The following is a 15,871-nucleotide window of genomic DNA, read 5'->3' as shown; positions in this document are numbered from 1 at the left end:
AGCCCTTAGACGTAACCGGCACGAGGCTAGATCGCCGGTTCGACCCGAAGAATACCCCATGATGCTCAGGTCCGCCGCATCTCCTGGGTCCGTGGGGTCGGCCGGCCGGCGCTGGCACATAGTGGCCTCCTCGTACCGCTGCCAAACGCCGGCCGGCCCCCAATTTTCAAAACACATCAGGATTCTACGCCAAGACCCGGAAAACGCTTGGTTTTTGTTGCGGCAGGGACAGCGCCTTTTGAAATAGCCGGCTGGGCAGAGCGTATGCGACCGCAGTCGGTTGACAGGGCCTGTCTTCTATGCAGAAATTGGTTGGACCATTGAGCCATTTGGTGACCCGTTGGCATGACCGAATTCGGCCTTTCCCCCATACAGGCAACTGCTCGCGACGACGCGGTGCTCAAGGCGCTGGCCGGCTTTGTGATACGGGAAGCTCTCGGGCCCGGCCAGAGACTGCCGACCGAACGCATCCTTGCCGAGCGCCTCAAGGTGAGCCGCAACACCGTGCGCGAGGCGCTGACGCGCTGGGAAGGGCTCGGCCTGGTCGAACGGCGGCAAGGCAGCGGCACCTATCTCAAGGGAGTGGTCTCGCTGGACATGCTGCACATGCCGCTGACGCTGGCCGGCGGCAATGATTTCACCAGCCTGATGCAGACGCTGGAAATCCGCCGCGCACTGGAAGCGGAAGCCGCCGCCCTGTGCGCCGTCCGCGCGGGCCAGGCAGATCTCGTGGAGATCGGGCGCAAGCTCGACATTATGGAGCAGGCCTTCCACACCCGCGCCGGGATGTCGGCGGAGGAGGACTGGGAATTCCACCAGTCGATCTACCGCAGTTCCGGCAATCCGCTGTTCGAGCAGATCATCGCCGCCATGCACGAACTGTTCCATCGTTTCTGGGAGCATCCGCTCGGCGTGCGTGATTTCGGCCACGCCAGCTTTCCTTACCACCGCACCATCTACGAACGCATCGCCGCGCACGATCCGGAGGGGGCCCGGGCCGAGGCGCTCAAGCTGATCGCCACCGTCGAGGACGATCTGAAGCGCGGCGCGGCCAAACTCGAACTTTCAGGCCAGAAATGAGCGATCATCCCGCCGGTTTCGAAAACGACTATCTCGCCGAGGCAGCGACGCTTCTCGCCCATGACGAGCCTTTCCCCGGCGGCGCGGTGGTCCCGCCGATCTACCAGACTTCGCTCTTCACCTTCGCCAACTATTCCGAGATGGCCGACACATTCGCCGGCAGGCGACGTCAGCCGATCTATTCGCGCGGCGACAACCCGACGGTCATGGAGTTCGAGGCGCGTGTCGCCGCTCTCGAAGGCGCGGAGGCCGCGCGCGGCTTTTCCAGCGGCATGGCGGCGATCAGCGCCACGGTGCTTGCTTTCGTCGGTGCCGGTGAGCGCATGGTTGTCGTGCGCAATTGCTACGGCGATGCCTACCGGCTGTTCGAACGGCTTTTGCCACGGCTCAACATCAAGGTCGACTATGTCGACGGTTCGGATCCGGACGCGGTCGCGGCAGCACTTCCCGGCGCCAAGCTGCTCTACCTGGAAAGCCCGACGTCGATGATGTTCGAGCTCCAGGACATAACCCAGCTGGCGCGGCTGGCCAAAGAGCAGGGCATCATCACCTCGATCGACAATTCCTGGGCGACGCCGGTGTTCCAGAAGCCGATTTCGCACGGTGTCGACCTGGTGCTGCATTCGGCCTCGAAATATCTCGGCGGCCACAGCGACACCGTCGCCGGTGTGGTGGCCGGTTCGGCCGCCCATATCCGACAGATCAACGAGCAGACCTATTCCTATCTCGGCGGCAAACTTTCGCCTTTCGAGGCCTGGCTGTTGCTGCGTGGCCTGCGCACATTGCCGCTGCGGTTGCCGCATCACATGAAGAGCGGGCTGACCATCGCCGAACGGCTGAAAGCGCATGACCATGTCGAGCGGGTCAATCACCCGGCCTATTCCAACCATCCAGGCAAGGCGACGCTTGCCGGCTATGCCGGGCTGTTCTCGTTCGAAGTGACGGAAGACATCGACATCCCGGCCTTCGTCGATGCGCTGAAACTCTTTCGCATCGGCGTCAGCTGGGGCGGCCATGAGAGCCTGGTCGTTCCGGCAAAGGCCTCGCTCGAGCAGACGCCGGGCCTGAATTCGATGGCGCGCTTCGGCGTCAGCCCACGAACCATCCGCTTCAGTGTCGGATTGGAAAGTGTCGAAGACCTGTGGGCGGATGTTGCCCAGGCCTTCGACAGAGCAAAAAGATAAAGGAGCCGTTCAAAATGGGAGTGCTGAACATGAAAAAACTGAGCATCCTTCTTGGTGCCGTCGCGGGTCTGGCGATTTCCGCCGGCAGCGTGCTGGCCGATTCCACGATCAAGATGGTCGAGGTCATCACCAGCCCGCCGCGTACCGAATTCCTCAAGAAGCAGATCGCCGAATTCGAGGCGGCCAATCCGGGTGTCAAGGTCGAGCTGGTATCGCTACCCTGGGGACAGGCGTTCGAGAAGTTCCTCACCATGGTGCAGGCCGGCGACACGCCCGACATCGTCGAGATGCCGGAGCGCTGGATGGGCCTCTATGCGACCAACGGCCAGCTCGAGGATCTCGGGCCATACATGGCCAAATGGGATGATGCCAAAACGCTTGGCGAGCGTGCCAAGCAGTTCGGCTCGACGGTCGATAACAAGCAGTACATGATCCCTTACGGCTATTACCTGAACGCGCTGTTCTGGAACAAGAAGCTGTTCAAGGAGGCCGGTCTGGACGGTCCGCCGGCGACGCTCGATGAATTCGTCGAGGACTCCAAAAAAATCTCGGCGATACCGGGCAAATATGGCTACTGCCTGCGCGGCGGCCCGGGCGCCTTCAACGGCATGCATATGTTCATGAACATCGCCGCTGGCAAGGGCGGCTATTTCAACGAGGACGGCACCTCGACCATCAACGAGGAAGGCTCGGTCAAGGGCCTGCAGATGCTCGCCGACATGTACAAGAACGGCCTGGCGCCGAAAGATGCGGTGAGCTGGGGTTTCAACGAGACCGTCACCGGGTTCTACAGCGGCACCTGCGCCATGCTGAACCAGGATCCCGACGCGCTGCTCGGCATCGCCGACAAGATGAGCGCCGACGATTTCGCCGTGGCGCCGATGCCGGTCGGGCCGAGCGGCAAATCCTATCCGACGCTCGGTTATGCCGGCTGGGCGATGTTCGCCAATTCCCAGCACAAGGACGATGCCTGGAAGCTGATGGCGACGCTGTTGTCGCCCAAGGACAATCTGGAATGGGCAAAGGAAGTCGGTGTCATTCCAATCCACAACGGCGCCGACCAGGACGCCCACTTCAGGACCGAGCAGTTCAAAGGCTGGTTCGAGGAACTGAACAACGGCGACAAATACGAGATGGTGACGCCTCCGACGCATCTGGAAAACCTTGGTAATTTCGTAGACCAGGTGGCGATCAAGAATTTTCAGGAAGTGCTGCTTGGTCAGAAGGCGGCCAAGGACGTGGCCGACGAATGGGCCAAGTTCCTGACCAAGGAACAGCAGGACTGGCTGGCCAAGAACAAGAAATAGCTTTTCTTCCTTCTCCCGTTCACGGGGAGAAGGTGTCACGACGTGACGGATGAGGGGCGGCGCCAACCCGACTTGGCTCGCGCTGCTTCTCATCTGCCTGCCCGTCCTCCGCAGCAGCTGCGCTGCAGCTGCGGAGGGTGGACCGGCATCTCCCCGCAAACGGGGAAGGCGCTGTCGCCAGCCCGTGCTTACCCAGGAGACGATCAAGTACCAATGACCTATGCCGTGTCCGAAATCCGATCCGCCGGCAGGCCGCGAAAGAAGCGGCTATCCCATGCCGCGATCGAGCCTTGGCTCTATCTCAGCCCGGCGATCGCGCTGCTGGTCGTCGTGCTCCTGGTGCCGCTGGTTATCGGTGTCGGCTACTCGTTCCGCAAATTCTCCGCTTTCAAATCCGAATATGTCGGGCTTGGGCAGTATCAGGCGATGCTGTCGGATCCTGTGCTCGGGCAGGCGCTCGTCAACACGCTATGGTGGACGGCAGCCAGCCTGTTCTTCCAATTTTTCCTTGGACTTGGCCTGGCGCTGCTGCTCGATACGCCGTTCCGGGGCAGAAAGATCGTGCAGGCCGTGGTGTTCCTGCCTTGGGCGGTACCGTCCTTCCTCTCGGGCCTGACCTGGGCCTGGCTGTTCAACCCGATCATCGGGCCGCTGCCGCATTGGCTCTACGCCTTGGGGCTGAAAGCCGAGCCAACCAACGTGCTCTCCGATCCCTCGACAGCCATGTGGGGGCCGATCGTCGCCAATGTCTGGTTCGGCATTCCCTTTTTTGCCATCACCCTTTTGGCGGCGTTGAAGTCGATCCCGTCAGAACTGCATGAGGCGGCGGCGATCGACGGCGCCTCGCCGTGGCAGCGCTTCACCAAGGTGACGCTGCCGTTCCTGGCGCCGACCATCGTCATTACCGTCATGCTGCGCACGATATGGATCGCCACATTCGCCGACCTGATCTTCGTCATGACCGAAGGCGGGCCTGCCGGTTCGACCGCCACAGTGCCGGTCTATATCTATGTCAGCGCGTTCAAGTCGCTGGACAAAGGCTATGCCTCCGCAGTGGCGGTCCTGCTGCTTGTGCTGCTCATCGTCTACGCGGTTGCGCTTATCGGCATCCGCCGTTCGCTGGTGAGGCACGTCTGATGATTGCCGGACGCTCCGCTTCCTCGCGCGTCCTCGGCGGTATCGGCCTTTACGGCGCCATCGCCGCCTATATGGCCTTCGCGTTGTTCCCGATCTTCTGGACGTTGAAGATCTCGGTTACGCCGGAGCGGCTGCTCTATTCCGAAGGCATCACTTTCTGGCCGTCGCAAGCGACGCTGCAGAACTTTGTCACCGTGCTCGAAGCCACCGATTTTCCGCGCTATTTCCTGAACAGCGTTATCGTTTCGGTGTCGACGGCAGCCTTCGTAACGGTCATTGCCACGCTGGCCGGCTACGCCATGTCGCGATTTTCGTTCCGCGGCAAGGCGACCCTGGCCATCCTCCTGTTGCTCACCCAGACTTTTCCGCTGGTGATGGTCATTCCGCCGATCTACCGCATCATGGGGCAGATCGGCCTCATCAACAGCCTGACCGGCCTCGTCATCATCTACACCGCGTTCAATACGGCCTTTGCGACCTTCCTGATGCAATCTTTCTTCGACGGCATCCCGCGAGACCTGGAAGAGGCAGCCATGATCGACGGCTGCACGCGCCTGCAGGCGATGCGCAAGGTGATCGTGCCGCTGACGCTACCCGGCATGGGCGCGACGCTCGGTTTCGTCTTTACCGCCGCCTGGAGCGAGTTGCTGTTTGCGCTGATGCTGATTTCCAGCGACGACCAGAAGACCTTCGCGGTCGGCCTGCTCACCTATATCGGCAAATTCGCGGTCGACTGGGGACAGATGATGGCGGCTTCCATCCTGGCGCTGATCCCGGTCTGCGTCTTCTTTGCCTTCCTGCAACGCTACCTCGTCACCGGCCTTACCGCCGGCGCCGTCAAGGGATAGATCGATGGCCTCCGTTACACTCGACAAAGTCCGCAAAGACTATGGAGCGGTGCGCGTTCTGCACGCGGTCGATCTCGAAATCGCCGACGGCGAGTTCGTCGTTCTGGTCGGCCCGTCCGGCTGCGGGAAGTCGACACTGCTGCGTATGATCGCCGGGCTGGAGGAGGTCTCCGACGGCGAAATCCATATTGGTGAGCGCCTGGTCAACGACATTGCGCCAAAGGACCGCGACATTGCCATGGTATTCCAGTCCTACGCGCTCTATCCGCACATGGACGTGTCGAAGAACATGGGCTTCAGCCTGATGCTGAGGAAGGCCGGGAAGCCGGTGATCGATGCAAGGGTGGACGGGGCCGCCAAGCGGCTCGGGCTCGATGCGCTTCTGCAGCGCCTGCCTCGGCAATTATCCGGCGGCCAGCGTCAGCGCGTCGCCATGGGCCGTGCCATCGTACGCGACCCGAAGGTCTTTCTCTTCGACGAGCCGCTTTCGAACCTCGATGCCAAGCTGCGCGTTCACATGCGTGCCGAGATCAAGGCGCTGCACCAGCAATTGAAGACCACTTCGGTCTATGTCACCCACGACCAGACCGAAGCGATGACAATGGCCGACCGCATCGTCGTCATGCATGACGGCCTCGTCCAGCAGGTCGGTGTGCCGCTCGATCTGTACGACCGGCCGGTCAACATGTTCGTCGCCGGGTTCATCGGCTCGCCCGGCATGAATTTTCTGTCTGCCGTGGTTGAAAAGGGCGCCAAGCCGGATGCCATCCTGGCCGACGGCCAAAAGCTGAGGCTGCCGGACGGACTGCCGCTCAGGGATGGCGATGCGATCACCGTCGGCTTGCGGCCCGAGCATATCCGGCTCGCCGACAATGGCGCGCTGAAGGGCGAGGTGGGTGTCGTGGAGCCGCTCGGCCTGTCCACCCAGTTCTATGCCAGGCTTGCCGGCCAGCAGGTCTGCGTGTTTGCCATGGGCCGGGCCAGCGTGAAGCCAGGTGAGGCCGTGCGCCTGTCGGCTGATCCGGCATCGCTCCATCTGTTCGATCCGGCATGCGGCGATCGCATCGGCTAACCCTGCATCCCGAAATGAAAAACGCCGCCCGGAAGGCGGCGTTTCGGTACTGCGACAGAAAACCCGATTACTTGATCTTGGTTTCCTTGAATTCGACGTGCTTCTTGGCGACCGGGTCGTATTTGCGGAACGACAGCTTGTCCGTCTTGGTGCGGCTGTTTTTGCTGGTCACGTAGAAGAAACCGGTGTCGGCGGTCGACAGAAGCTTGATCTTGATGTTTGCGGCTTTGGCCATGATATTCGTCCGTTAAATGTTCGTGGAGTTTTGGCCGCTGGAGCACGGGGAAACACCCGGACGCGGGAAACTTGCCGCGACACATAAAGAACGCGCCCGGAAAGTCAACCCTTGTCCAGGTTCTGTGTCGTAAGCAGATGAGTTGTCCGGATTAGGTAGCACATGAGTTGTCCGGGTTTATGCCAGCCGATGGAGGCTGGGGACGAAGCGGACATTGAGTGCTACCAAAACCCGACAAGTTGATTGGGTGCCGACAGCCGCGGGAGGCTCCTGTGTGCCTCCGGCCGTCCTCTGGGTGGCGTCTCAGTTTGAATGCTGGCTATGAATATCGAGCGATGGACGGCTGATCGATCACCCAAAGCCAGTTCCCGTCACCTTGCCGGCGAGCGATTTCCGCAGTAACGGTGCCGTCGGCAAGGCGCGTGGAAGTGAGCGCCAAATCCCTGTTGATGATAGCCGGACGCTGATCTCCGAGATCAAACTTTCGTCCCGCTGCCACCAACTTGGCGTAAAATCGGCGGATGGCATCTCTGCCGCAGGCCAACTGTCCGTTGCCGGTATCGAGGATGGCACCGGGTTCGTAAAGAGCAGCCATTCCTTCCGCGTCTCCCGCTTGCTCGCGAGAAACCAATAGCCGCGCCAGGTCCTGGGGATCGCTTGCCGGTTTGCGGTTTGCTTCATCATTCATCGGCAGGCTTCCTGACAGCCAAATTCAAACCGAGATACGACCAGGTTCCGGTCACTCCGCCGCGACGGTTTCCGGTTGTAACGCCTTCTTCCAGTCTCCCGTCGTGTTCCACCAGCGGTTCGGGTTGGTGCGGTCGTCGAGACCCTTGGAGCGGCTGGCAAGCAGTGGCTGAATGCGGATCACCGGTTCCTGATAGCTGTGAACCTGATAAATCGCCTCGACGACGCGTGCGGCGAGCTTCTGGTCATCAGGCAGTTCGAACGACACCTCGACAGTCCCCGACCGCCTGCGCAATTCCGTCTCGGCGCCGGCGGCGGCACCTTCAAGCGGCCGGTAACGTTCGATGCCGTCCGCCGACTGAAAGGCATTGCGGTCATATTTGCCCATTCCGAGCGGCGCGATCGCGACCACCGCCTCCATGATGCGGTCGACATCGGCTGCCGGTGCCTGAAAGGTCACCAGCAGCAGCAGTTCCATCCGCAGCGATTTCGTTTCAAAGCCACTATCGATCATCCGAGGTCTCCCTGCTTATGCACTTTGGGGGAGCATATACTCGAGCCCTCCTGACATGGTTGTGTCAGTAGTTGGTCAGCAGTGGGAGCGATGTCGGCAGCTGGGCCGACTCAGAGGATTTTGCGGAGCAGCCTGGTGCCGACCAGCACGATATAGCAGGCGAAGAACAGGCCGAGCGCCCAACCGAAGCCCGACGGCCCGAAAGCGTCCATGCCGATGCCGATCGCCTGCGGGCCAAGCACCATGCCGACGCCGTAGCAGAGCACGAAGGCGGCGTTGGCGGAGGCCAATTCGTGGCCGGAAAGCTGCGAGCCGAGATGCGCCAGGCCGATTGTGTACATGGCAGCGACCACACCGCCCCAGACGAACAGAAGCGCTGCCATCAAATGCCAGTTCTGCGCGAAGTACGGCATGAAGACCGTGCCGGCAAGCCCGACGGTGGCACAGGCCATCAGCAGATAGCGACGGTCGCTTACGCGGTCGCTGATCATGCCGATCGGGATCTGTAACAGCACGTTGCCAAGCCCGATCATGGTGAGCAAAAGGGCGGCGTCCGCCTCTGAGTAGCCGATGCGGCTACCGTAGACCGGGAACAGTGCAAAGCCGCCGGTCTCGACCGCGCCGAACACCAGCACGGCGGCGGTCGCCGTCGGCACCAGCCAGATGAAACGCAGGAAATTGCTGGTTTCGCCGTCCGAGACGATCGTCGGGCTCTCGTTGCGTGCCGCCAGGACCGGTATGGCAGCGAGCGTAACCAAGGCGATGGTAACGCCGAAGGGCAGGAAGCCACTGCTGCCGAGATGGGCGAACAGCCAAGGCCCGGCGGCAAAGCCGAGAGACAGCACGGTGGCATAGATGCCGAGGACCAGTCCGCGCCGGTGTGGCGGCGCCGAGGTGCTGATCCAGAATTCCGACAGGATGAACAGCACCGTCAGCGCGATATGCAGCAGCACGCGCAGCGGAAACCACATCCAGAAAGCTGGCGCGAAATGGAAACCGACAAAGGCCAGCGCCCCGGCGGCGATCATGGCAAGCATCGTCCAGGCGACCCCGAACCGCATGGCAAGCGGAGTGGCGAGCGGCGCGCCGGCTATCGAAGCGAGGCCAGCGACCGCGGTGTTGAGACCGATCATCGACGCGGAATGGCCACGCGTTTCCAGGATCACGCTGAGCAGCGGCATGCCAAGGCCGATGGCAATGCCGACGACGCTGATCGACGAGATCGCCGCGACCATCGGCAGCCAGTGTACGCGTTCCTTGCCCTGCGGCTGGATATCGACTGTCATGGAATGCCTGGCTGCTCTAGAGAATTTCGCGGACGAAGCGATTGCGGACAAGCCGGTAGAACGGCACGGGACCGCCGGGGCTCAGCAGCGGATCCCGGGCGAGCCGCGTTACCAACTCCTCCAGGACGGTGCGCGTGATGTCTGGAATATCGGTTTGCCGAGCCTTGGCCAGCGGCAGCCAAACGACGTCTTCCAACTCGTCGGTCGGACCGCCATCCGGCAGTTCAACGGCGACATCGTCGCGCCATGCGGCGAGAAAGCGCGTATCGAAGCGGCGCACCCGGTTGGGCGGGGTGATGGCGCGTGCGACGAAGCGCAGCGCTTGCAATGATGGGATGACGCCGTGCTCGACAAAGCCCTGCCAGTCGCGCCTGGCGGTTGCGAACACGCCTTTTTGACCGATCAGCAGGCCGGCCTCCTCATAGGTTTCGCGGATTGCCGACAAGGCTATGGCGCGGGCGCGAGCCGGGCTGGTGCGACCGATGCCAGCGGTCAATCTCGCTTCTTCCTCGGGATGAAGTGCGGTGGCTGTCGAGATGCGGCTGTCGGCCGGATCGGTGCGGCCGCCGGGAAACACGAATTTTCCCGGCATGAAGGCATGACCGGCGTGGCGGCGGCCCATCAGCACCAGGAATTCGTCGCCTTTGCGGTCGAGCAGGATCAGCGTCGCGGCGTCGCGCGGGCGTATAGGCTTGGCCTCGAGCGCGTTCCGCTCAACCTTGTCGACTTCCGCCTTGGTCATAACGTCCATGCGCTCGACCTAGCGGAATCTTCTCCGATGCGAAAGTGGCGTCCAGCCATGCCGATTGCGCCAGCCTCGGTTTCAAGCCTCGGGATGCGACTCGATCAGATCTTCTTCACCGCCAAAGCCGTGCATATAAAATGCCCATTGCAGGCCGATGACAGCGCCCTTGACTGGCTGCAGCAGGACGACGGCCAGAATGATGGTCAATGGCACCCAGATGGCGATGTGCTGCCAGGTAGACAGCGTCGAGGTCGCCTCGACACCCATGAAGGCCCCGAGCACGATGTGGCCGACAATGACGACCACGAGATAGGCCGGCAGGTCGTCGGCGCGATGGTGGTGGAGCTCCTCGCCGCAATGATCGCATTTGTCGACGGTCTTGACGAAGGCGCGAAACAGCTTGCCCTCGCCGCAATGCGGGCAGCGGCCGAGCATGCCGCGCTTCATTGCCGTCCATAGCGGCCGGGCGGTCCGGCCCGAGTGATGTTCGCCACCGAAAATCCGTTCTTCCACCTGCAGTTCTGTTGGCATTACCGTCTCCTGCCGCGCGAGCCTGGACGCGATTGCGACGCCCGGGCGCGGCCTTTGGCCTTGTGGAACGACCGTTTGGAGCCGGGCAGCGGCTTTGGCTCGGTCAGCATCTCGAAACGCATCGCGCCGGCCATCGGCGCCACCTCGATCAGGCGAACCTCGACGCGATCAGCAAGCTGATAGCCCTTGCCGGTGCGTTCTCCGAAAAGCGATCGAGCAGTTTCGTCGTATATATAGTAGTCGCCGCCCAGGGTTGAAACCGGAATGAAGCCATCCGCGCCGTACTGCGGCAATTGGACAAACAGGCCCGATTTGGTGACGCCCGAGATGCGGGCGTCGAAACGGTCGTCGATGCGCTCGGCGAGAAAGGCGGCGATCAGCCGGTCGACCGTGTCGCGCTCGGCGGCCATCGCGCGCCGCTCGGTCGCCGAAATCAGCGCCGAGACCTCTTCCAGCCGCTCCGCCTCGTCCTGCGTCAGGCCCCCCGGACCAAGGCCGAGTGCGGCAATCAGCCCACGATGCACGATCAGGTCGGCATAGCGACGGATCGGCGAGGTGAAATGCGCGTAGCGCTTCAGGTTGAGGCCGAAATGGCCGATATTGGCGGGCGAATATTCGGCCTGGCTCTGCGAGCGCAGCACCACTTCGTTGACCAGCCCCTCATTATCGGCGCCGCGCACGCGAGCGAGGATGCCGTTGAACTGGTTCGGCAGCATTTGCGCGCCGCGCGCCAGCGACAGGCCGAGCGTCTGCAGGAATTCACGCAGCGATTCCTGCTTGGCGAGCGAGGGCGCATCGTGGATGCGGTAGACCAGCGCCTGGCGCTTCGCCTCGAGTGTCTCGGCGGCGGCGACATTGGCCTGGATCATGAACTCTTCGATCAGTTTGTGCGCGTCGAGCCGCTCCGGCACGACGACCTTGTCGACGGTGCCGTCCTGCTTGAGCAGGATCTTGCGCTCGGGCAGATCGAGTTCGAGCGGCTGGCGGGTGTCGCGGCCGCGCTTCAGGATCGCGTAGGCGTCCCATAGCGGCTTCAGCACCGTATCGAGGATCGGGCCAGTCGTGTCGTCCGGTGCGCCGTCGATCGCCGCTTGCGCCTGCTGATAGGCGAGTTTCGCCGCCGACTTCATCATGACGCGATGGAAGGAATGTCTGAGTTTGTGGCCATCGGCCGAGAAAGTCATACGCACCGCTATCGCCGGACGATCCTGGCCCTCGCGCAGTGAACAGAGGTCGTTCGAGATGCGCTCCGGCAGCATCGGTACGACTCGGTCGGGAAAATAGACCGAATTGCCGCGCTTCAGCGCTTCGCGATCGAGCGCCGTGCCATAGCGCACGTATGCAGCGACATCGGCAATGGCGACGGTGACAATCACGCCGCCGGCGTTCTTCTCGTCGGTGTCAGGCATGGCGAACACCGCGTCGTCATGATCCTTGGCATCGGCCGGATCGATGGTGAGCAGCGGCAGCTCGCGCCAATCCTCGCGGCCGGCAAGCGTCGCCGGCTTGACCGCCTCCGCCTGGGCGATGACGTCGGCGGGGAAAATATGCGGAATGTCGTGTGCGTGGATGGCGATCATCGAGACCGCCTTTTCGCTGGTCAGCGACCCCAACACCGCCAGAACCTTGGCTCGCGGCAGCCCGTAGCGCGAGGCCCGTGCCGGCTCGACCTCGACCAGGTCGCCGTTCTTGGCGCCGTTCTGGAATTCCTTGTCGACGACCAGCTCCGGCTGACGCCTTTCCACCGGTTCGATGCGGAACGTGCCGTCCTTCAGCACACGGAAAACGCCGAGAACCGCATCGGTGCGCTTCTCGAATATCTTCATCACCCGGCCCGTATAGGCCGGGCCTGCCGGATCGTCGGTCGGAAAGGTCTTGGCCAGCACGCGGTCGCCGATGCCCGGCGTCGGCCCATTGCCGCCGCGCGACACGCGGATCGCTATGACCGGAGGTTCGCCATTGCCGATCGCTTCGGTCGGGTGCGCCAGCAGCACACCGTCGGCGTCACGGCCGAAGATGTCGAGCACCGCGACGTGGGGCAGGGCGCCGACACGGGCAAGCCGCTTGCGCTCCTTGGTCAGCAGGCCTTCATCCTGCAGGTCGCGCAAGACGTCCTTCAGCCAGATACGGTCTTCGCCGCGCAGCGCAAACGCCTTGGCGATGTCGCGTTTTCCGGCGCGGTCCGGATTTTCGGCGATGTAACGCAGTATCTCGTCGCGTGAAGGCCGGTAATTGTCCCTGACCTTGGCACGGGTATCGGCGGTGCGCAGATCGCCGTGGCTTCTTCCGGAGACTTTGCGCGCCAACCCGTCCTATCCCTTTTTCCTGGCCGCCGGTTTTTTGGCCGCAGCCGGTTTCTTCGCAGGCGCGGCCGCTTTGCGGAAGGGCTTCCTGGCACCGTTGCCGCCCTTGGCTTCCTTTTCCGCAATGAGCGCCACCGCATCCTCGATCGTCACCGATTGCGGATCCTTGCCCTTCGGCAGCGTCGCATTGACCTTGCCGAAATTCACATAAGGCCCGTATTTGCCGTCGCGCACGACTATTTTGCCGCCGCCGGCAGGATGCTCGCCTAGTTCCTTGAGCGCAGCGGCTGTGCCGCCATTGCGGCCGCCTTTGCCCTTCAATTGCTTCTCGGCGATCACCGAGACGGCGCGATTGAGGCCGATCGAGAACACGTCCTCGATGCTGTCGAGATTGGCGTAGGTGCCGTCATGCAGCACGAACGGCCCGTAGCGCCCCAGCCCGGCCGAAATCATCTTGCCGGATTCCGGATGCTTGCCGACGTCGCGCGGCAGCGACAAAAGGGCGAGTGCTTTTTCGTGATCGATCGAATCGACAGTCCAGCCCTTGGGCAGGCTGGAGCGCTTGGCATCCTTGCCGTCGCCGCGCTGGATATAGGGGCCGAACCGGCCATTGCGCAGCGTGATCTCCTCGGCGGTATAGGGGTCCTTGCCGAGCACTTTGGTGCCGTCTTCGCCACCGCCGTTCTCGCCATTGGGATTGGCGGCGTCGCCGAGCTGGCGGGTGAAGGAGCATTCGGGATAGTTCGAACAGCCAACGAAGGCGCCGAACTTGCCGAGCTTCAGCGACAGGTTGCCGGTGCCGCATTTCGGACAGATGCGCGGGTTCGAACCGTCTTCCCGCGCGGGAAAGACCAGCGGCGCCAGTTCCTCGTTCAACGCATCGAGGACGTCGGTGACGCGCAACTCCTTGATGTCGGCGACGGCGCCGGAAAAATCCTTCCAGAAATCGCGCAGCACGTCCTTCCATGCGAGCTTGCCGTCGGAAATCTCGTCGAGCTTTTCCTCCAGCGAAGCGGTGAAGTCGTACTCGACATAACGCTCGAAGAAGCTTTCGAGGAAGGCCGACAATAGCCGGCCCTTGGCCTGCGGCACCAGCTTGCGCTTGTCGATGGTGACATAGTCACGATCCTCGAGCGTCTTCAGGATCGCCGTATAAGTCGACGGCCGGCCGATGCCCAACTCTTCCAGCTTCTTGATCAGCGAAGCTTCCGAATAACGCGGCGGCGGCTCGGTGGTGTGCTGGGTGGCGTTGATCGCCTCGCGTGTGAGCTGCTCGCCGGCACGGATCTCGGGCAGGCGGCGGCTTTCCTCGTCTTCCGAATCTTCTTCCTTCTGCTCGATGTAAGCGGCAAGGAAGCCGTCGAAGCGAACAACCGAGCCTACAGCGCGAAGCTCGGCGGTGCGCGGGCCGTTGACTGCCTCTATCTCGACCGTGGTGCGCTCTATCTCGGCCGGCTGCATCTGGCTGGCGATGGCGCGTTTCCAGATCATCTCGTAAAGCCGCGCCTGGTCGGCGTCGAGATACTGCCTGACGGAAGCCGGCGTGCGCATGAAATCGGTCGGACGGATCGCTTCGTGCGCCTCCTGGGCATTCTTGGCCTTGGCGGAATAGTAGCGCGGCTTTTCAGGCAGGTATTTAGGGCCGAATTCCTTGGCAATCGCATCGCGTGCGGCAGAGATCGCCTCCGGTGCCATCTGCACGCCGTCGGTCCGCATATAGGTGATCAGGCCGGTGGTCTCACCGCCGATCTCCATGCCCTCATAGAGCCGCTGCGCCACCTGCATGGTGCGGTTGGCCGAAAAGCCGAGACCCGATGAGGCTGCCTGCTGCAGCGTCGAGGTGGTGAAGGGCGGCCCGGGATTGCGCTTGGTCGGCTTCGCTTCGACAGACGCCGCCTTGAAGCTGGCGCCTTCGAGCATCGCTTTGATGTCGTCGGCCTGCGCCTTGTTGGAAATGTCGAGCTTTTGCAGCTTCTTGCGCTCGAAGGCGGTCAGCCGCGCCTCGAAATTATCCTTGCGCGGCGTACCGAGAATGGCGGCGACCTGCCAGTATTCCTCGCGGATGAAGCGCTCGATCTCGGATTCGCGGTCGCAGACCAGACGCAGCGCCACCGACTGGACGCGGCCGGCGGAGCGGGCGCCGGGCAGCTTGCGCCACAGCACGGGCGACAGCGTGAAGCCGACCAGATAGTCGAGCGCGCGGCGAGCGAGATAGGCATCGACCAGCGGCGCGTCGATCTGGCGCGGATTGGCCATCGCCTCCAGCACGGACGCCTTGGTGATGGCGTTGAAGACGACGCGGCTGACCGGCTTGTCCTTCAATGCGCGCTTTTGCTTCAGCACTTCCAGGACATGCCAGGAGATCGCTTCGCCCTCGCGGTCCGGATCGGTGGCGAGGATCAGCCCGTCGGCGTCCTTGACCGCCTTGGCGATATCGGCGAGACGCTTTCCAGACGCGGTGTCGACGGCCCAGGACATGGCAAAGTCCTCATCCGGACGCACCGAGCCATCCTTGGCCGGCAGATCGCGGACATGGCCGAACGAGGCCAGAACCTTGTAGTTCTTGCCGAGGTACTTGTTGATTGTCTTCGCCTTGGCCGGCGATTCGACGACGACGACGTCCATACGGTCTCATATCAGTTGTGATGCGGCAGAAGAATTCCGCTGCGCGCGACGAAATCTCGTTCAATGTGTCGCTCACATGGCCGCGCTTTTGCATCCGGTCAAGGCCAAGCAGTCAAAATGCGGCCCTGTACCGAATGCGCAACCCAACGGCGCGCCATGCGATTTCCGCAATCCTGGACAAGGGAAATGAGCAGCCTATCGCTGGACAAACCCGGCAATTGATCCTGGAGAACGGGACAAACTCTCCCGCGGATATAAGAGAAACATGGAGCACGCGCCAGCCCTGCTTGAACAGATGCTGTAAAGCGCGCAATCGC

14 protein-coding genes are annotated in these 15,871 nt (G+C 62.5%); 6 read left to right on the top strand and 8 right to left on the bottom strand.

Features of this window, described 5'->3' with window-relative positions; translation table 11 throughout:
- Positions 1 to 345: 345 nt before the first annotated feature.
- The 6 genes from NKH49_RS05350 (at position 346) to NKH49_RS05325 (ending at position 6,628) form a co-directional block, all read left to right on the top strand.
- A complete protein-coding gene (locus NKH49_RS05350) occupies positions 346 to 1,080 on the top strand; it encodes a FadR/GntR family transcriptional regulator (RefSeq protein ID WP_352925336.1) in 735 nt (244 codons plus the stop codon).
- Positions 1,077 to 2,264 (top strand): PLP-dependent transferase, encoded by a 1,188-nt coding sequence (locus NKH49_RS05345; RefSeq protein WP_352925334.1) that lies wholly within the window; start codon positions 1,077 to 1,079, stop codon positions 2,262 to 2,264. The genes NKH49_RS05350 and NKH49_RS05345 overlap by 4 nt, the downstream gene beginning before the upstream one ends.
- A 29-nt stretch (positions 2,265 to 2,293) precedes the next feature.
- Positions 2,294 to 3,571 (top strand): ABC transporter substrate-binding protein, encoded by a 1,278-nt coding sequence (locus NKH49_RS05340; protein ID WP_352925332.1) that lies wholly within the window; start codon positions 2,294 to 2,296, stop codon positions 3,569 to 3,571.
- 213 nt (positions 3,572 to 3,784) lie between these two features.
- Positions 3,785 to 4,708, top strand: coding sequence for a carbohydrate ABC transporter permease (locus tag NKH49_RS05335; protein WP_352705847.1), 924 nt, complete (start codon positions 3,785 to 3,787; stop codon positions 4,706 to 4,708).
- Positions 4,708 to 5,556 carry a carbohydrate ABC transporter permease gene (locus NKH49_RS05330; protein ID WP_352502457.1) on the top strand — a complete coding sequence of 283 codons (849 nt, stop codon included), beginning with the start codon at positions 4,708 to 4,710 and terminating at the stop codon, positions 5,554 to 5,556. Before NKH49_RS05335 ends, NKH49_RS05330 begins: the two co-directional genes overlap by 1 nt.
- Before the next feature lie 4 nt (positions 5,557 to 5,560).
- Positions 5,561 to 6,628: an ABC transporter ATP-binding protein gene (locus NKH49_RS05325; RefSeq protein ID WP_352925329.1), complete on the top strand. Its 1,068-nt coding sequence runs from the start codon at positions 5,561 to 5,563 to the stop codon at positions 6,626 to 6,628.
- Positions 6,629 to 6,695: 67 nt separating this feature from the next.
- On the opposite strand, the gene rpmG is transcribed toward NKH49_RS05325, so the two are convergent.
- From rpmG to topA, 8 genes are all read right to left on the bottom strand, one after another.
- The gene (rpmG, locus tag NKH49_RS05320) at positions 6,696 to 6,863 is read right to left on the bottom strand and encodes a 50S ribosomal protein L33 (RefSeq protein ID WP_006201775.1); all 168 of its coding nucleotides are present in this window, start codon (positions 6,861 to 6,863) and stop codon (positions 6,696 to 6,698) included.
- A gap of 319 nt (positions 6,864 to 7,182) precedes the next feature.
- On the bottom strand, positions 7,183 to 7,551 hold the full coding sequence (locus NKH49_RS05315; RefSeq protein ID WP_352471772.1) for a YybH family protein: 369 nt from the start codon (positions 7,549 to 7,551) through the stop codon (positions 7,183 to 7,185).
- A gap of 51 nt (positions 7,552 to 7,602) precedes the next feature.
- Positions 7,603 to 8,064, bottom strand: coding sequence for a YqfO family protein (locus tag NKH49_RS05310; RefSeq protein ID WP_352925327.1), 462 nt, complete (start codon positions 8,062 to 8,064; stop codon positions 7,603 to 7,605).
- Positions 8,065 to 8,174: 110 nt separating this feature from the next.
- Positions 8,175 to 9,350, bottom strand: a complete 1,176-nt coding sequence (locus tag NKH49_RS05305; RefSeq protein WP_352925325.1) for an MFS transporter — start codon at positions 9,348 to 9,350, stop codon at positions 8,175 to 8,177.
- A 16-nt stretch (positions 9,351 to 9,366) separates the two neighbouring features.
- Entirely contained in the window at positions 9,367 to 10,101 is a 735-nt protein-coding gene (locus NKH49_RS05300) for an NUDIX hydrolase (protein WP_352925323.1), read from the bottom strand.
- A gap of 72 nt (positions 10,102 to 10,173) precedes the next feature.
- A complete protein-coding gene (locus NKH49_RS05295; RefSeq protein WP_023679976.1) occupies positions 10,174 to 10,626 on the bottom strand; it encodes a DUF983 domain-containing protein in 453 nt (150 codons plus the stop codon).
- On the bottom strand, positions 10,626 to 12,932 hold the full coding sequence (gene rnr / locus NKH49_RS05290; RefSeq protein ID WP_502907837.1) for a ribonuclease R: 2,307 nt from the start codon (positions 12,930 to 12,932) through the stop codon (positions 10,626 to 10,628). The genes NKH49_RS05295 and rnr overlap by 1 nt, the downstream gene beginning before the upstream one ends.
- 6 nt (positions 12,933 to 12,938) lie before the next feature.
- Positions 12,939 to 15,554: a type I DNA topoisomerase gene (gene topA, locus NKH49_RS05285; protein WP_352925321.1), complete on the bottom strand. Its 2,616-nt coding sequence runs from the start codon at positions 15,552 to 15,554 to the stop codon at positions 12,939 to 12,941.
- Between the last annotated feature and the right edge of the window lie 317 nt (positions 15,555 to 15,871).

The organism is Mesorhizobium sp. M1088, from assembly GCF_040318575.1.
Classification (GTDB): Bacteria; Pseudomonadota; Alphaproteobacteria; order Rhizobiales; family Rhizobiaceae; genus Mesorhizobium.
Note: the sequence above shows the minus strand (reverse complement) of the source record. Positions and strands in the feature narration are given on the sequence as shown.